Below are 16,448 nucleotides of genomic sequence, written 5' to 3'. Positions count from 1 at the left end.
GATGGGTGTGATGGAGACGGTGCTGCGTGGCGTCGGGGTGAGCGACGGAGTGGCGGTGGGCGAGGTGCGGCACATGGGAACTGCCGTACTGGAGCCGCCAGTGCGCAGTGTCGCGGCCGATGAGGTGGAGCGGGAACAGGCGCGCGCACGGCAGGCAGTGGAGTGGGTGGCCGCCGATCTGGTGGCCCGGGGCAACCTGGCGGGCGGTGAGGCGCAGGCCGTACTCGAAGCGCAGGCGCTGATGGCACGGGACCCGGACCTGGCCACCGATGTGGAGCGGCGAATCGCCGATGGCGGCACGGCCGAGCGCGCGGTGTACGACGCGTTCGCCTCGTATCGGGTGCTGCTCCTTGGCGCGGGTGAGTATCTGGCGGGCCGGGTCGCGGACCTGGACGATGTACGCAACCGGCTGGTCGCACGACTGCTGGGCGTACCGATGCCGGGAGTGCCCGACAGCGACCATCCGTATGTGCTGGTCGCACGCGATTTGGCGCCGGCCGACACGGCGCTGCTCGACCCGGCGCTCGTGCTGGGGTTTGTGACCCAGGAGGGCGGGCCCACGAGCCACAGCGCGATCCTCGCGCGGGCGCTCGGGGTCCCCGCCGTGGTGGCGGTGCCCGGCGCCGGGGAACTGGCCGAGGGCACGCTGGTGGCCCTTGATGGCGCCGATGGACAGGTGGTGGTCGAGCCGAGTGCGCAGCGCCGTGCCGAGTTGGTGGCACGGGCCGAGCAGCGCCGGGCCGCGGTGACGGCGATCAGCGGACCGGGCGCCACGAGCGACGGGCACGCGGTGCCGTTGCTGGCCAACATCGGCGGCGTCGGGGACGTGGCCGCCGCTGTGGCAGCCGGCGCGGAGGGGGTGGGGCTCTTTAGGACCGAGTTCCTGTTCCTGGACGACCATCGCCAGGCGCCATCGGTAGCGGTGCAGGAGGAGGCGTACCGGCAGGTCCTGGAAGCCTTCCCCGGCTCGCGAGTGGTGGTACGGGCGCTGGACGCGGGCGCGGACAAGCCGTTGGACTTCCTGACCCCGGCCGAGGAGCCGAACCCGGCCCTTGGCGTGCGGGGCCTGCGTACTCTTTTGGAGCACCCCGACGTGCTGGCCGGGCAACTTGAGGCGCTGGCGCGAGCCGCGAACGGGCTGTCGGCGCAGCTTGAGGTGATGGCGCCGATGGTCGCCGACCGGGCGGACGCGGCGGCCTTCGCCGCCGCATGCCGCGCGGCCGGGTTGACCGCCAAGGTGGGCGCCATGGTGGAGATCCCCTCGGCCGCCCTGCGAGCGAGCGCGCTGTTGCGCGAGGTGGACTTCCTGTCGCTGGGGACCAACGACCTGGCGCAGTACACCTTCGCGGCAGATCGACAGACCGGCTCCCTGGCCCGGCTTCAGGACCCGTGGCAGCCCGCGCTGCTCGACCTGGTGCACGCCGCGGCGCAGGCGGCGCAGCTAGCGGACAAGAGCTGCGGGGTGTGCGGGGAAGCCGCCGCAGACCCGCTGTTGGCCTGTGTTCTGACCGGCTTGGGCGTGACCAGCCTGTCCATGAGCTCCACCGCCATCGCGCGCGTACGGGCCACGCTGGCCCAGCACACGCTGGGGGAGTGCCAGGCAGCCGCCCGCGCGGCCTTGGCCACCGACACCCCGCAGGACGCGCGCCAGGCCGCGAGGAACGCCCTGGGCGTTGCCTGACGGCCCAGTCACCTTTGCGGTGGCCCTGCTTGCGCGGGCCGCGTAACACGGCTTCTCCAGCACGGCCTTCGCGCGCCGGCCGGACCGCTCTCCCGCGGCCCGGCCGGCGCGCCGTCATGTGCGCCCCCGCTACCGCTCGCGCGAAGCCGGCTGCGTGCCGTAGCCGCGCTGGGCCAACGCTCCGTCGAGTACGTGCTCCACTCCCATCCGGTAGGTGTACGCCGCTTCCAACTGCCGTGATCGGCCCGCCAACTTGGACAGGTGCGGGAACGTGGCCGCGTCCCGATCGGCCGTGGCCACTTCGATGGAGTGCGGTGGCTGCTCGCGGCTCGGCTCGTGGGCCCCCGCCCCGAGGTTCAGATCGGGCCGGGGCACGGTGGACATGACCTGACCCGCCGTGAAGTACCAGATCGTCTGGTGCGTCCAAAACGCGCGCTCATCGCTCAGCCCGAGGCTGACGAGTGCGGCCACGATTTCCTCGGTCATCCAGATTGCCGACACGCCCACCAGGTCGCCGCGCGCGACGATGGGCACCACCCACGGGTTGTCCGTGAACGCCTGGTGCATCAGCGTGCACGCCGCCATGAGCCGTTCCCGGGGTTCGTGTGGCAACGCAGGTCGCGGCAGGTTTCGCGCGACGTGTTCCAGAACCAGGGTCAGCAGTTCGTCCTTGTCCCGCACATGGTGGTAGACGGCCATCGCCGTGCTGTCGAGCGCGATGGCCAGCCGTCGCATGGTGAGCTGTTCCGCGCCCTCCTTGAGGATGATCGCGTACGCCGCCTCGACGATCTGCTCCCGTGACAGCCGCGGTGGCCGCCCTCGCCTTGGTCTAGCCGTGCCGTTGCCGGTCAGCGCTCTGCCCTCATCGTCTCGCCCTCATCGGTCCGCCCCAACTCTCCTTGCCTGCGCCCCGCCCGCCCAGGTCATGCGGGGAAGGCTTGAGGATACTTTTATTATACGTGTACGTTAATTCTCGTCGGGGCGATTCCACGCGGTCGGGACCCGGGTTCGTCGGCGTACGCCGGGCCACGGCGCGATCGGCCACGTCCGCACATCACCGCAAGGGGGAGCAGCATGCGCGAGGAGGGGACGGTGGCCCCGCACGGCGGGCACCGCGACGAGGAGCCCGCGGGCAAAGGCGGGGCGGCCGAAGGGCCAGCGAGCGCCGACCAGGCAGCGCGGGGGAGCACCCCGGTGGGCGACCAGGACAGGGCCGGGGGTGCCACGCTGACCTGCGAACCTTCCGGTGACCCACGCGGTGGTCCGGCCCGCGGTGCGGTGCGGTACGGGTGGGTGCTCGCGGTGGTCGTCGGCGTGCAGTTCATGGTGACGCTCGATGCCTCCGTGGTGAATGTGGCGCTGCCCGCGATGCGGGACGAGTTGGGGTTCACCGAAGCGGGACTGCTGTGGGTGGTGAACGCCTACACCCTGGTCTTCGGCGGCTTCCTGCTGCTCGGCGGGCGGGCCGCCGACCTGTTCGGGCGCCGCCGGGCGCTGTGGCTTGGGCTCGCGCTGTTCGGCCTCGCCAGCCTGGCGGGCGGGCTCGCGCAAACGCCGCAGACGCTGGTCGCGGCGCGCGCGGTGCAGGGGCTCGGTGCCGCGGTCCTCGCGCCCGTCGCCCTGACCATCGTCACCACCGTCTTCCCCGCATCGGGCCGGGCCCGAGCGCTCGGGCTGTGGAGTGCGGCGGGCGCCGCCGGGGGCGCATCCGGGGTGCTGATCGGCGGAGCCCTGACCGAATACCTCAACTGGCGCTGGGTGCTGTTGATCAATGTGCCGATCGTGGTCCTTGCGTTCGCTGCGGGGCGCGAGGTGCCCGATGGGCGCCCCGCGCAGCGGCCCCGCCTCGACCTCGTCGGCGCGCTGCTCGCCACATCGGGGCTGGCCGCGCTCGTCTACGGCGTGGTACGCACCGGAACCGACGGCTGGACCTCGGCGGCCACCCTGCTCACCTTCGGCCTGGCAGCCGTGTTGCTCACCGCCTTCACCTGGCAGGAACTACGCCGCGCCAAGGAGCCGTTGGTACGCCTTGGGCTGCTCGCCCGCCGGGCCGTGGGCGGCGCCAACGTGACGATGCTGCTCCTCGCCTCCGGCCAGTTCGCCAGCTTCTACTTCGTCTCGCTCTACCTCCAACGGATTCTCGACTACGGCCCAGCCGTGACGGGGCTCGCCTTCCTCCCCTTCTGCGTCGGCTTCACCGCCAGCGCCCTGCTCTCCAGCCGGCTGTACGTACGCACCGGGCCGCGGGCGCTGGTGGTGGCCGGGACGGCGGCCGGAGCGCTCGGGTTGCTGTGGTTCAGCCGCATCGACATCGACGGCACGTTCCTGGGCAGCATCCTCGGGCCTTCCCTGCTCACCAGCCTCGGCATCGGCGCCTGCTTCGTGCCGCTGGCCAGTGCGGCAACCACGGGGGGCGTGGCCGGTGAGGCGGGCATGGCATCCGGCGTACTCAACAGCGCACAGCAGGTGGGCGGTTCGCTGGGGCTCGCGGTGACGGCGAGCGTGGCCACCAGCCGTACCGATGCGGCGCGCGGCGACGGTGACGGGGCGCTGGCCGCGCTCAACCACGGGTACGGCACCGCGCTGCTGGTCGCGGCCTGCCTGCTCGCAGCGGCGGCGCTGCTGTCCTGGGTGCTGCCCGGCCGCCAGCCAGGGCCAGCCGCCGACACGGCGGGAGCGGGCCGGGCGGCGCCCGAGGCCAAGGGCTGACGGCACAGCGCGGCTGCTACGCCGCCAGTCGCCGCCACGCTGCTCCGCGCAGCAGTCGCAACCCGTTCAGGCCCACCAGCACGGTTGACCCCTCGTGGCCCGCCACACCGAGCGGCAGCGGCAGATGCCCCACCAGGTCCCAGACCACCAGTGCCCCGATGCACACCGAGGCGATGACCAGGTTCTGCCGTACCACTCGGCGCGCCTGCCGGGAGAGGGCCACCACCGCCGGAACGGTGCGCAGTTCGTCGCGTACCACCACGGCGTCGGCGGTCTCCAGTGCCAGGTCCGCGCCGGCCCGGCCCATGGCGAGGCCGCTGTGCGCGGCGGCGAGCGCGGGGGCGTCATTGACGCCGTCGCCGACGACGAGCACCTTCTGCCCGGCCTCCTCCCAGCCTCGTACGGCCGCCACCTTGTCCTGCGGCAGCAGGCCGGCCCGTACATCGGTGATGCCCGTCTCATCCGCGAGCCGCCTGGCGGCCCGTTCGTTGTCGCCGGTGAGCAAGGCGGGTTCGGCGCCGGTGAGTTGGCGTAGCGCGGTGACGGCATCGGCCGCACCCGCGCGCGTACGGTCCTCGATGGCCAGCACGGCGGTGGGGGAGCCGTCCACGGTGAGGACGACGGCGGTACGGCCCGTGCGCTCTTCATCGGCGACCACCTTCCACGCCTCGGCCACCCCTGGCGGGAGGCCGGCCACGTGGTGTGGCGCTTCGGCTGTTGTCTGCGTCACGTCGGACGCGGGGTGCGGCATGTTGGGCGGCCGTCCCCACACCGGTGCGGCGGCCTGCGGCGCCGTCCCTGACGCGCCCCCCAGGACCGCGGCCGGGCTGCCGACCCGGACCTCCCGCCCCCCGATGACCGCGCGGACCCCGCTGCCAGGGGCGGAGTCGAAGTCGTGCGCGGACTCCAGGGCGAGACCACGTTCGAGCGCCGCGCTCACCACGGCTCGCGCCAGGGGGTGCTCGCTCGGGTGCTCCGCCGCCGCGGCCAGCGCCAGGGCGGCATCCGCGGCGGCCTCGCCGTCCTGGTCGGTCGCGTCGGTCGCGCCGGCCGTGCCGTGGCGCCCGGGCGCCACAAGGACACGCACCGCCGCCACGCGCGGGGCACCTTCGGTGAGCGTGCCGGTCTTGTCCAGCGCCACCTGGGTCACCTCGCCGAGCCGCTCCATCACCACGGCCGACTTGACCAGGACGCCGTGCCGCCCCGCGTTGGCAATGGCCGAAAGCAGGGGCGGCATGGTGGCCAGGACCACCGCGCACGGTGACGCCACGATCATGAAGGTCATGGCGCGCAGCAGTGTCGCGGTGAACTCCGCGCCGAACGCCAGCGGGATCGCGAACAGCGCGAGGGTGGCCACGACGACACCGACCGAATAGCGCTGCTCGACCTTCTCGATGAACAACTGGGTCGGGGCCTTCGTTTCGCTGGCCTCTTCGACCATCGCCACGATGCGGGCGATGACCGAGTCAGACGCGTCCCGATCCACGCGCAGCCGCAGTGCGCCCGTGCCGTTGAGGGTGCCGGCGAACACCGTGTCCCCCGGCTGCTTGGCCACCGGCAGCGGCTCGCCGGTGATGGTCGCCTGGTCCACATCGCTCGCGCCGCTGATCACCGTCCCATCCGCGGGCAGCCGTTCACCGGGACGTACCAACACCGTGTCATGGACCTGCAGTTCCGTGACGTTCACGCGTTGCTCGGCGCCGTCATCGGCCAGCCGCAGGGCGGTGGCCGGTGCCAGGTCGAGCAACCCGCGCACCGAATCGGCCGTGCGCCGGGTCGCCAACGCCTCAAGGGCGCCGGAAACGGCGAAGATGACGATCAGCAGCCCGCCGTCGAGGAACTGGCCGATGCCCGCGGCGCCCAGCGCGGCGACCACCATCAGCAGATCGACGTCGAGTGTCTTGTCCCGCAGTGCCTGGAGGCCCGCCCAGCCCGGTTCCCAGCCGCCCGCCGCGTAGCTCAGCGCGTACAGCGGTCCCCATACCCAGGCCGGGGCCCCGGCCAGGTCCAGCGGGAAGGCCAGCACAAAGGCGAGCGCGGCCAGCGCGGCCCAGCGCACTTCGGGTAGGGCGGCGAGCCGGGTACGCCGCGGCGGCGGTGCGCCGCCAGGCCTGGTGGAGGAGGGTGCGCGGTGCTCATCGACGAGCTGGGCTGCCATGGCGGCGTACCTCTCGGAGGGCGAGGGCGGGCGGACACCCTCCACCATAGCCGTATACATGAAGAGGTCTTCACGTGTAGGTATCCGGCCATGACTACGATGGCGGTATGGGACACGGAGCTAAGGGCGAGACCACGCGGGCGGGACTGCTGGACGCAGAATCGGCCGCCACCATCGCCGCCACGCTCCAGGCCCTCGCGACGCCGTCGCGGCTAATGATGCTCACCCGGCTGCGGCAGGGCCCGTGCCCGGTCACCGAGCTGGCGGAAGCGGTCGGGATGGAGCAGTCCGCGGTCTCCCACCAGCTACGGCTGCTGCGCGCTCTCGGCCTGGTCACCGGTTCCCGACAGGGCCGCCGTATCGTCTACAGCCTCTACGACAACCACGTCGCCCAACTCCTGGACGAGGCCGTCTACCACATCGAACACCTACGCCTCGGCGCCCGCGACCTGCCCTGACCGGGTCAGCTCAGGACCCACGATGTGCCCATGGGGTTTTGGTGCCACAGCCGATGTGTCCCGTCGCCGGCGACCGTAAGCCCGAACTCGTCCCAGCCAGGTCGCCCGTTGTCCGTCCACCACGACCAGACCCTCTCGACGGTTTCCCAAACCCCATCGCCCAGCTCACAGAAGAGGGGATGAGCCCCCTCCTCCTGCACGTACACGGCTTCCCCCCAGCGGCCATCGGGCAGCACCAGGCGGCGCATCGACTGACCCTCCTCGATGCCGTACTGAAGGTTGACTCCAGGAAGATGCGCGGCAAGCAGGAACAAGAAATGGTAGTTGTCGAAGTCAGCCATCGGTACGGCTGTCCTCCCTTCAGCCGCCGACGACAGATCGGCCTCGAAGGCGTCGGATCGTTCATGCCTGGCAGGCATGAAGGAGCCTCCGTGCGCCAGGAAGCGGCCTTCGAGAACGCCCTCCTCCTTGGCGTCTTTGGCGTCCAGAACCACCAGTGCCGAGCTGATCGGACCGAAGACGTTGGCGATGACGCGTCCGCCCGGAGCGATGGCCTGTCGGATCGTGTCCGTCACTCGTGGCAGGCCGAAGGAGAAGACGATCCTGTCGAACTGCCTTTTCCAGCTCCATTTCGTGGCATCCGCCTGGATCACCGTGGGGTTGTGTCCCAACGTGTCCATGCGTTCCTGCGCCAGCGTGGTGGAGCCGATATCACTCGTCACCAACTGGCGTGAGTCGCGCAGGCAGTGCGCGATCAAAGCGGCCTGGTATCCCGTCCCCAGACCCGCGTCGAGAACATCGTGCTCTGATTCGATGCCGAGGGTTTCGAGCATCCGAACGACCAGACCGGGTTGCGTGCTTGACGAGGTGGGAAATCCGTTCCAGCCGCCGTCCACCTGTTTGGCGGTCTTCGGGTCGAGTTCTGTGACCAGGGTCGTGTTCGAGTAGATCGGCGTCAGCCACGCGTCGCCGTCAGTCTCCGTACGTGCCACCCACAGTGTCGGTGCGCCTCCGTGATTCTCGAAGTAGTACGGCAGGAAGACGTGACGAGGCGTGCCGATAACAGCCTCTCGCAACCGGGGCGACTTCACGTCCTCGCGGTCTTCGAGAGCGGCGACGAGCTCGCGTGCGGGACGCGCCCAGTTCACGTTTGACACCAGTCCTCCAGGGTTCGGGAAATTTCGGTGGCCAGGGGGAGGTCGGGGGAGTTGGCCCACGCCCACTGGCCGGACGGATTGGCCTCCAGGAAGATCCACTCCCCGCAGGGTTGGACGATGAAGTCAGCGGCGAAGTAGGCGAGACCCATAGTGGCGGCGTAGTGCTTGAGCGAGGATTCGACCGCACAGGATATGGGGATGCCCCGAGCTTTGCCCTGTCGGAGCTGATGGTGCTCCCGCCCTGGCGTAAGCAGGGCGTCTCAACTCGACTCCACGAAGCGCTGATCGGGGCGTGCCGACAGGAGGCACGGTCCACGCTGCTTGTCGATGTCACGCATCCCAAGGTCGTGCGTCTGTACGAGAGCTGGGGATACGGAAAGGTTGGTGAGCAAAAACCGTTCGAGGACTCACCGGTCTTTGCGGTGATGGTCAAGGAGCTGGCACGCGGCTGATCAGGTGACGTTTAACCTCCTCGGCTTTCCCGTGGCTGAGGGGTAGTTAGGGGAAGTTCACGCACCTTACGTGGAAGTGTGCGGACTCGTTTCCGGCCCCAGGCGCACAGGGGGAGACACGTCGCGTACGTACGTCCGATGCCACCAGGCGCCGGTTTCGCGGAGTTCGTGCCAGGTGGTGAAGCGATAGCGGTACAGGCGGACACGGATATGCGTAGGCGGCTGGTCCGGAAACGGATTGTCGCGGATGAGCCTCATGGTGTCCGGGTCGTTCATGAGGAGTCGTTCGATGAAGCCGTCGAACCAGGAGCGCCCGTAGGCGGGGGACAGGGCCACGAACCAGAGCATCCAATCGAGCCTCCAGTGCCAGGGTGCCCACTGCCGCGGCATCCGGCGTACGTCGCCCGGCTTGCCGTAGAAGCCGTACTCCTGCCACGCGGCGTCGTCGGCGGTGACGGGCTGGACGTTGGTGCCCTCGATGATCAGCTCGTGCCGATGCCGGTTGACGCTGCCGAAGGCACCGTAGGCGCCCGCGATGTGCAGGGAGTTGAACGAGGCGTTCATGCGCTGCTGTTTAACGATCAGATTGCGCGCTGGCCAGTAACTCAACACCAGCACCAACGCCGTCGCGGCAATCACGATCACGGCGAACCACACCGGTGGCCCGCCTCGCTCCGCCGGGTCGGACAGCCCCGCCAGATCGCCGATCAGGCGTCCATCGACGACGGACAGCGCCAAGGCGACGGTGATCCAGTTCAGCCAGGCGAAGTTGCCCGACAGCACCAGCCATAGCTGCGTGACGACGATGGTCAGCGCGGCGACGGTGGCCACCGGCTGCGGGGTGAACAGCGCAAAGGGGACGATGAGTTGCACCACATGGTTGGCCGCCGTCTCCACCCGGTGCAGGGGTGTGGGCAGCCGGTGGAAAAACCAGCTCAGCGGGCCCGGCATGGGCTGGGTCTCGTGGTGGAAGTCCAGGCAGGTCAACTCGCGCCAACAGCGGTCCCCCCGGATCTTGATCAGGCCGGCGCCGAATTCCACCCGGAACAAAAGCCAGCGCACCAGCCACAGCACAAGGACCGGCGGATCGGTGCGCGCGTTGCCGAGGAAGATCGCCAGAAATCCGGCCTCAAGGAGCAGCGACTCCCAGCCGAATCCGTACCAGGTCTGGCCGACGTTGACGATGGACAGATACAGCGCCCACAGTCCGATCCACATCAGTACGGCCGCCCACAGTGGCACGGCGTCGGCGGCCCCGACCAGCACGGCTGCCGAAAGCGCTACGCCCAGCCAGGCGATGGCGGCGAAGAACCGGTCGGAATAGTGGAGCTGGAAGAGGCTCGGAGCGGAGCGGAACGGCACCCGTGCCACGAACCGCGGCACGGGCGTCAGCCCATGCTCGCCGAGCAACGCCCGGAACTGTGAGGCCGCCACGAGGAATGCCGTCAGGTAGAGAGCGGCCAGGGTGCGTTGGAAGGCCAGTCGGCTCCACCAGTAGTCGCCCGCGGTGAACCACTCCATGCCGCACTCTCCTTGCGCCTGTCCTGCTGCGGGAGTAGCTCATCCGTACCATCCCGAGGCGCAGAACGACCCCGCTTCCCGCAGCGACCGCGTGTCGCCCGCGCCCCGAGTGGCCGACTGCCGCGGGTGGCCGGTACGGCGGCGCCGAGTGCATGCGCGGGCCCGACGCGCCGCGTGCCCGCCCGGGTCGGCGCGCTGCACAGCGTGCCGGCCCGGGGCACCGCGTGCTATGGCAGGCCGGGGCCCTCGCAGGTCAGGCCGGGGGTGGGGAGGGCGCCGGTGAGGAGATATGCCGCCGTGGCCCGGTCCACGCAGGGGTTGCCGCGGCTGGCGAAGACGCCGTGGGAGTAGTCGTTCCGCAAGGTGATCAGGCGGGAACCCGGCATGCGGGTTGCCAGTTGCCTGGCCCCTTCCAGCGGAGTGACCGGGTCGTGCTCACTGGCCACAAGGAGCGCGGGCGCCGCGTTGCGGCTACCGAGTGGGGTGCGCTGGCGCGGGTGGTGGTGCCAGTACGCGCAGGCCGTCGCCTCAAGACCGGTCAGCAGGGGCTGGGGATCGAGCCGCCGCAGTGCGCGAATGTCCGATATGACCCGGCGTGGGCTCGGGCCTGGGCCGTCCGCGCACTTCACGATGCGGTTGGCCGCCTCGTAGTTGCGCGAGGATGCGCCGTCGAACGACTCCTTGGGTCGCAGGCTGGCAACGTTGCCAGCCCGTAGGTAGTCGCGCAGGCCGTCGCCGAGCGGAGCCCAACGCTCGGTGCGGCCGAGCGCCCGGTAGACCGCGCGGTCGAATGCGGCCGGGCCGAAGCCGTCCACCGGCCGGGCCGCGAGGCCATCGCGTACGCGCTGATAGGACGCGCGCACCTCAGTGGCCGTAGCGCCGAGCCCGTACCGTTCCGGGTCGCGGGCCAGCCAGCCGAAGAGCACCTCGCGCTGCCGCACCAGGGCCCGAGCCTGACGGAGGTCGAAGTCATGCCAGCCCCAGGGGCCGACAACGCTGTCCAGCACCATCCGGCCGGTGCGCTCAGGGAAGAGCGCCGCATACGCAGCGCCCAGGTAACTCCCGTAGGAGACGCCGAGGAAGTGCGTTCGGCGCTCACCGAGCGCGGCGCGTATCGCGTCCATGTCGCGTGCCGTTGCCTCGGTGGACAGGTGGCGCAGCGCCTTGCCCGCGCCGGTGGCGCAGTCCCGTGCCAGTTGGCGCAGCGAGGCGAGGTGGCGTCGCTCGGAGTCGGTGTCCTTGGGTAGCGGGTCGGTGCCGGAGTCTTCGAAGAGGCCACCCATGGGGCCGCAGTTGGCGGGGGCACTGTGGCCCACGCCGCGAGGGTCGAAGCCGATCACGTCGTACGCGCGCCGCACCTGCTCAGGGAGCTTGGCGCGTTTGGTCACCGCGTAGGGCAGCCCGGAGCCGCCGGGGCCGCCCGGGTTGACGAGGAGTGCACCGCGCCGTTCGGCGGAGGTGCCCGATGCGCGGACCCGGGAGACGGCGATGTGGAGTTGCGGCCCGGCGGGGCGGGCCCAGTCCAGCGGCACGCGCACCGTGCCGCACTCGACTCGTTCGGCGCCGGGCGGGGCGGGCACGGAGGCGGGGCAGTCCCCGAAGTCGATGCCCCCAGGCGAGTCGGGCGAGTCGAGCGAGCCGGATGAGCCGGGCGAGTCTGCTATGCCGGCTATATCGGGTATATCGGGTATGCCGTGCGAGCCGGCTGGTGTCGTCCGGGCTGAGGTCGTGCTGGCCCCGGTCGCCGCGGCGTGGGCCGGGGGGAGTGGGAGGGCTGGCGCGAGGGTTATGGCGCTTGCCATGAGAGCGCCCAGAGCGGCGGCTCGGCTGCGGTTGGTTCTGACGTGGCCAGCGGTGGTTGGCGCACCGGCGGCCGTGGTCGGGAAGGTTTCGGGCACGGCGAAGCTCGCAATCAAACATAAGTGGTTCAGTCAGATGACAATGAAAATGATTATCGGTAGCGTGTGCCTCCGGTCAACACGGTCCCGGTCGCCGGAGGACTCTCCTCGGTGTGCCCGGGCCCCAGTGCGTCATGGCAAAAAGGAGAGTTGTGGGTCACCTTCTGATGATCGAAAGCTGGGTCGGGTCCATGAGCCGGCTGCTGCCGCGCGCCGTGCGGGAGAGCGGGCACGAGTTCACATTCCTCACCCGTGACCTGCACCACTACCTACGCAACGCCCCCGAGGGCGTCGCCCACCCGCTGCTCGGCGCGCGCCATGTACTCACCGCCGACACCAACGACCTCAACGCCCTGTTGCCGCAGGTGGAACGGCTGCACTCGGCCCTCAACTTCGACGGTGTCCTCACCTCCTGCGACTACTACCTGCCCGCCGTTGCCGAGGTCGCCGCCCGCCTCAAGCTGCCAGGCGCCTCGCCCGACGCCGTGGCGAACGCCTGCCACAAGGACGCCACCCGGCGCGTGCTGCAAGCCGCAAAGGTGCCAGGGCCGCGCTTCGCCGTGTGCGCCGACTGGGCAGCCGCGGCCGATGCCGCCCGAGAGATCGGTTATCCGCTGGTCCTCAAGCCGGTCGATCTGTGCGCGGGCATGTTCGTACGGCGCGTTGACGACGAGGGCGACCTCTCCCGCGCCTACCGGGCTCTCGCCGACTTCCCCGTCAACGCACGCGGCCAACGACGCGCCCCCCAGGTGCTGCTCGAAGAGCTCCTCGAAGGGCCCGAAGTCAGCGTGGAAACCGTGTCGTTCGATGGCAAGACCCAGGTCGTGGGCGTCACTGACAAGAGCGTCGGCGGGGCACCGGCGTTCATCGAGACCGGCCACATGTTCCCCGCCGCGCTGGACACCGAGGCCACAGCGACCGCCGCCGACACCGCGGTCGCGGCGCTGGCCGCGCTCGGGCTCGACCAGGTCGTGGCGCATACCGAGATCAAACTCACCGCGCACGGCCCCCGCGTCGTTGAGGTCAACCCCCGGCCCGCCGGCAACCGCATCACCGAACTCGTCCGGCACGTCACCGGCGTCGATCTCGCCGCCGCCTTCGTGGACGTGGCGCTGGGCAAGACACCGGATCTCACGGTCCGCGACACCGGCCTGGCCAGCGCCGCCATCGGCTTCCTGGTGCCGGACACGGCCGGCGTCCTTGAGGACATCGAGGGCGGCGACGAACTCGGCGGCCAGCCCGGCGTCTTGGAGGTCCAGCTCGCAGCGCCGGGCACGGCGGTCAAGGCCGCCGGGAGCAACAACGAATACCTCGGCCACGTCATGGCGGCCGACCCCGATGGCAGCGGCGCCCGCGCCCGTGTCGAGGACCTGCTCGCCGGGCTGCGCCCGAAGGTGGTGGTCCGATGAGCATCACGCTGCACGCCGCCAGCGGCTACGACGACTTGCTCCGCCGCGTACGCGCCGGGGAGTTTGGGCCCGACCCCGCAACCCAGCAGGTCTCCGTCGCCTTCACCACTACCCAGGCCGTACGGCACCAGGGGCGCGGCGGCGGCTACCGCAACGAGGTGCTGAGTTTGCGCCTCGCCGAGGCAGTCGGCTCCTGCGCCGTCGAGCCCGGCACCCTGCCGGCCGCCGCTCTCGACGACTGTGTCGGCGCCGACATCGCCACCTTGCTCGACCATCCGCTGCCCGCCGTGCGTGTAGCCGCACTCGACGCCTACCTACTCCACGCCCTTCCGCACGCAGCGGCCCCGGACGCCCGCCCCTACCCGCTGCCGAGCGGCAGCTCGCTGGAGAAGTCGCGCGCCCGCGCCCGCGCCGTAGCGGCCCTGGTCAACGCCGAGTCCGTGCAGCGCGTGTTGGTCATCGGGGTCGTCAACTCGCTCCTTGAGGCGCTACGGGCGCGCGGCATCGGGTACGTCCCCTGTGACCTCAAGGGCGGCAGCACCGAATGGGGAGAGCAGATACGCACCGATGCGGCGGCCGAACTCGACGGCTGCGACGCCATATTCGCCTCTGGCATGACCCTGGGCAACGGCAGCTTCGAGGAACTGCGCCAGCACGCCGTACGTCACGGCAAGCCGCTGGTGATGTTCGCCCAAACCGGCAGCGCCATCTTGCCCCGACTGATCGGTGCGGGCGTCAGCGCCGTGTGCGCCGAGCCGTATCCGTTCTTCTGGCTCGACGGTGGTCCGGGAGTCATCTACCGCTACGGGGTGCCCTGTTGACGACCACCACGCTGGCTCCGGCCGCTGGCCACGAACTACTCGCTCTGCTCGGCCGCACCCCGCTGGCCCGCGTCATGGCCGAACTGCCCTGCCCGCACCCCGGCTTCTGGGCCAAGCTCGAAGGACTCGGCGCCGGCGGCATGAAGGCGCGGGCAGCCGTCGCCATGCTGCTAGGCGCCAGGGAGCGCGGCGAACTGGCCCCGGGCGCGCCCGTGGTGGAGTCCACATCGGGCACCCTCGGCATCGGCCTGGCCTTCGCCGGACAGGCCCTCGGGCACCCCGTGGTACTGGTCTGCGACAACGAACTCGAAACGTCCATGCGGCAGTTGCTTCGCGCCTACGGGGCCCGCCTGGAGATCGTCGAGCGACCCGCCCCCGAGGGCGGCTGGCAGGCGGCCCGCATCACGCGGCTACGGGACGTGTTGGCCGGGCTGCCCGGCGCGTACTGGCCCGACCAGTACAACAACCCGGACAACATCGCCGGCTACGCCTCGCTCGCAGCCGAACTCGCGGTCCAACTCGACCACCTGGACATCCTGGTGTGCAGCGTCGGCACCGGCGGGCACAGCGCCGGCATCATCGGGCCGCTGCGCCGCCACTGGCCCGCGCTGCGGCTGATCGGCGTGGACGCCACCGGCTCCACCATCTTCGGCCAGCCCGCCAGACCGCGGCTCATGCGCGGCCTCGGCAGCAGCATTCACCCCCGTAACGTCGCCTACCACGCCTTCGACGAGGTGCACTGGGTCGGCCCCGCCGAGTCCGCCGACGCCTGCCGTCGGCTAGCCCGGTCCAGCTTCGTCAGCGGTGGGTGGAGCACCGGTGCCGTCGCGCTTGTCGCCGCGTGGGCTGCCCGCGTCCACCCGGGCGCCGTCGTGGCCACCGTCTTTCCCGACGGCCCGCAGCGATACCTCGGCAGCGTCTACGACGACGACTTCACCACGGCGCACGGCATCGACCCCACCACCGCCGCCACCCGACCCGTGGAGATACCGCACCCCCGGGCCGTGGAAGCCGCCGGGTGGGCGCGCTGCACCACGGTCATCGACCCTCTGGAGGGCACCCCATGAAGACCACCTTGCGCACCACCCGGCTGCAACTCGCCGAGCCGCTGCGCATTTCCCGTTCGGTGATGGACGCCCGCGACGCGGTGTGGCTGTCCATCGAACACCGCGGTCTGCGCGGCCATGGCGAGGTCGTCGCCAGCGTCTACTTCGGACTCGACACCGAGACCATCGGACGGCTGCTGACCGACGCCGCACTCGACCTCGCCCGCTACCCCGACCCGGAGACGGCGCTCGGAGCCGTGCGCGCCAGGGAACTGCCCGCCGATGGCATGCCGCCCGCGATCGTCGCCGCGGTCGAGGCGGCCCTGCTCGACCTCGTCGGCAAGCGGGCCGGCGCCCCCGTGCATCATCTCATCGGCACGCTCACCCCGCCCGTCGCCGCGACCGCCCGCACCATCGGCATCACCACCGCCATCAGCGCCGCGGTGCGGGCCCGCTGCCTCGCCGAGAACGGCTTTCGCACCATCAAGGTCAAGGTGGGCACGGCCGATGCCGAGGAGGACTTGGAGCGGGTGCGCATCATTCGGGCCGAGGCCCCCGGCCTGCGGCTGCTGCTCGACCCCAACGGCGCCTGGACCGTCGCCGAGACTCACGAACTGCTGCCCCGGTACGCCGATCTCGGCGTCGAAGCCGTCGAGCAGCCCATCGCCCCCGGCGACCCCGACGCCCTCGCGGCCATCGCGGAACGCTCCCCGCTGCCCATCATCGCCGATGAGGACGCGGTGAGTTACGAGGACGTACGCCGCCTGGCCGGCCGGGTCCAGGGCGTCAACGTCAAGCTCGCCAAGTGCGGTGGCGTGCACGCCGCGCTACGGATCGGCGAGCTCATCGCCGGCAGCGGCACCTCCCTCATGCTCGGCTGCCTCACCGCCAGCTCGCTTGGCATCGCGCCCGCCGTCCATCTCGCCGACCGGGCCCGCTGGGTGGACCTGGACGGGCATTTGCTGCTCGCTGACGACCCGTGGACGGGCATAGGCGGCACCGACGGCATCGTCCGCGCAAGTGCCCGCGCCGGCTTGGGCGTACGCCCCGTACGGCCGGACGCCCGCGAGGAAGGCACGGCCGAACGGCCACCCCGACAGCGCGCCTGAGCGTACTGACTGCCGGTCACGAGCGAGCG

General features: G+C 70.9%; 14 protein-coding genes. 8 read left to right on the top strand and 6 right to left on the bottom strand.

From position 1 onward, the window contains the following. Positions 1–10: 10 nt before the first annotated feature. Positions 11–1,681 (top strand): phosphoenolpyruvate--protein phosphotransferase, encoded by a 1,671-nt coding sequence (gene ptsP / locus FHS42_RS23650; protein WP_184575319.1) that lies wholly within the window; start codon positions 11–13, stop codon positions 1,679–1,681. 129 nt (positions 1,682–1,810) lie between these two features. On the opposite strand, the gene FHS42_RS23645 is transcribed toward ptsP, so the two are convergent. Then, positions 1,811–2,470 carry a TetR/AcrR family transcriptional regulator gene (locus FHS42_RS23645; protein ID WP_376772681.1) on the bottom strand — a complete coding sequence of 220 codons (660 nt, stop codon included), beginning with the start codon at positions 2,468–2,470 and terminating at the stop codon, positions 1,811–1,813. A gap of 285 nt (positions 2,471–2,755) precedes the next feature. Between FHS42_RS23645 and FHS42_RS23640 the strand changes: the two genes are divergently transcribed. Then, positions 2,756–4,390 carry an MFS transporter gene (locus FHS42_RS23640; RefSeq protein ID WP_246495290.1) on the top strand — a complete coding sequence of 545 codons (1,635 nt, stop codon included), beginning with the start codon at positions 2,756–2,758 and terminating at the stop codon, positions 4,388–4,390. Positions 4,391–4,406: 16 nt separating this feature from the next. Here the strand turns inward: FHS42_RS23640 and FHS42_RS23635 are convergent, their stop codons facing one another. Further along, a complete protein-coding gene (locus tag FHS42_RS23635) occupies positions 4,407–6,548 on the bottom strand; it encodes a heavy metal translocating P-type ATPase (protein WP_184575145.1) in 2,142 nt (713 codons plus the stop codon). A 107-nt stretch (positions 6,549–6,655) separates the two neighbouring features. Between FHS42_RS23635 and FHS42_RS23630 the strand changes: the two genes are divergently transcribed. Further along, positions 6,656–7,006, top strand: coding sequence for an ArsR/SmtB family transcription factor (locus tag FHS42_RS23630; protein WP_184575143.1), 351 nt, complete (start codon positions 6,656–6,658; stop codon positions 7,004–7,006). Between the two features lie 5 nt (positions 7,007–7,011). Here FHS42_RS23630 and FHS42_RS23625 read toward each other — a convergent pair whose 3' ends face one another. Both FHS42_RS23625 and FHS42_RS23620 read right to left on the bottom strand, forming a co-directional pair. Continuing rightward, a complete protein-coding gene (locus FHS42_RS23625) occupies positions 7,012–8,154 on the bottom strand; it encodes a methyltransferase domain-containing protein (protein ID WP_184575141.1) in 1,143 nt (380 codons plus the stop codon). Beyond that, positions 8,151–8,312 carry a hypothetical protein gene (locus FHS42_RS23620; protein WP_184575139.1) on the bottom strand — a complete coding sequence of 54 codons (162 nt, stop codon included), beginning with the start codon at positions 8,310–8,312 and terminating at the stop codon, positions 8,151–8,153. The genes FHS42_RS23625 and FHS42_RS23620 overlap by 4 nt, the downstream gene beginning before the upstream one ends. Before the next feature lie 12 nt (positions 8,313–8,324). On the opposite strand from FHS42_RS23620, the gene FHS42_RS23615 reads away from it, so the two are divergent. Further along, the gene (locus tag FHS42_RS23615) at positions 8,325–8,615 is read left to right on the top strand and encodes a GNAT family N-acetyltransferase (RefSeq protein WP_312867010.1); all 291 of its coding nucleotides are present in this window, start codon (positions 8,325–8,327) and stop codon (positions 8,613–8,615) included. Between the two features lie 66 nt (positions 8,616–8,681). Here FHS42_RS23615 and FHS42_RS23610 read toward each other — a convergent pair whose 3' ends face one another. Together FHS42_RS23610 and FHS42_RS23605 are read right to left on the bottom strand one after the other, a co-directional pair. After that, a complete protein-coding gene (locus tag FHS42_RS23610) occupies positions 8,682–10,136 on the bottom strand; it encodes a lipase maturation factor family protein (protein ID WP_184575135.1) in 1,455 nt (484 codons plus the stop codon). 227 nt (positions 10,137–10,363) lie between these two features. Continuing rightward, on the bottom strand, positions 10,364–11,938 hold the full coding sequence (locus FHS42_RS23605) for an alpha/beta hydrolase (protein WP_184575133.1): 1,575 nt from the start codon (positions 11,936–11,938) through the stop codon (positions 10,364–10,366). 248 nt (positions 11,939–12,186) lie between these two features. Between FHS42_RS23605 and FHS42_RS23600 the strand changes: the two genes are divergently transcribed. The 4 genes from FHS42_RS23600 to FHS42_RS23585 are packed head-to-tail and all read left to right on the top strand — an operon-like array spanning position 12,187 to position 16,419. Next, positions 12,187–13,443, top strand: coding sequence for an ATP-grasp domain-containing protein (locus FHS42_RS23600; RefSeq protein ID WP_184575131.1), 1,257 nt, complete (start codon positions 12,187–12,189; stop codon positions 13,441–13,443). Next, positions 13,440–14,264, top strand: coding sequence for a hypothetical protein (locus FHS42_RS23595; protein ID WP_184575129.1), 825 nt, complete (start codon positions 13,440–13,442; stop codon positions 14,262–14,264). The genes FHS42_RS23600 and FHS42_RS23595 overlap by 4 nt, the downstream gene beginning before the upstream one ends. Further along, the gene (locus FHS42_RS23590) at positions 14,261–15,331 is read left to right on the top strand and encodes a PLP-dependent cysteine synthase family protein (RefSeq protein WP_184575127.1); all 1,071 of its coding nucleotides are present in this window, start codon (positions 14,261–14,263) and stop codon (positions 15,329–15,331) included. The genes FHS42_RS23595 and FHS42_RS23590 overlap by 4 nt, the downstream gene beginning before the upstream one ends. Beyond that, positions 15,328–16,419: a dipeptide epimerase gene (locus tag FHS42_RS23585; protein ID WP_184575125.1), complete on the top strand. Its 1,092-nt coding sequence runs from the start codon at positions 15,328–15,330 to the stop codon at positions 16,417–16,419. Before FHS42_RS23590 ends, FHS42_RS23585 begins: the two co-directional genes overlap by 4 nt. Positions 16,420–16,448 lie beyond the last annotated feature (29 nt).

The sequence above is a fragment of the Streptomyces zagrosensis genome (assembly GCF_014203645.1).
Lineage (GTDB): Bacteria > Actinomycetota > Actinomycetes > Streptomycetales > Streptomycetaceae > Streptomyces > Streptomyces zagrosensis.
This window is presented reverse-complemented; position numbering and strand designations above follow the sequence as displayed.

Coding starts and splice junctions, on each gene's coding strand:
- FHS42_RS23605 (WP_184575133.1), bottom strand. CDS start 11,938: ATGGCAAGCGCCATAACCCTCGCGCCAGCCCTCCCACTCCCCCCGGCC.
- ptsP (WP_184575319.1), top strand. CDS start 11: ATGGAGACGGTGCTGCGTGGCGTCGGGGTGAGCGACGGAGTGGCGGTG.
- FHS42_RS23610 (WP_184575135.1), bottom strand. CDS start 10,136: ATGGAGTGGTTCACCGCGGGCGACTACTGGTGGAGCCGACTGGCCTTC.
- FHS42_RS23595 (WP_184575129.1), top strand. CDS start 13,440: ATGAGCATCACGCTGCACGCCGCCAGCGGCTACGACGACTTGCTCCGC.
- FHS42_RS23630 (WP_184575143.1), top strand. CDS start 6,656: ATGGGACACGGAGCTAAGGGCGAGACCACGCGGGCGGGACTGCTGGAC.
- FHS42_RS23635 (WP_184575145.1), bottom strand. CDS start 6,548: ATGGCAGCCCAGCTCGTCGATGAGCACCGCGCACCCTCCTCCACCAGG.
- FHS42_RS23620 (WP_184575139.1), bottom strand. CDS start 8,312: ATGGGTCTCGCCTACTTCGCCGCTGACTTCATCGTCCAACCCTGCGGG.
- FHS42_RS23585 (WP_184575125.1), top strand. CDS start 15,328: ATGAAGACCACCTTGCGCACCACCCGGCTGCAACTCGCCGAGCCGCTG.
- FHS42_RS23640 (WP_246495290.1), top strand. CDS start 2,756: ATGCGCGAGGAGGGGACGGTGGCCCCGCACGGCGGGCACCGCGACGAG.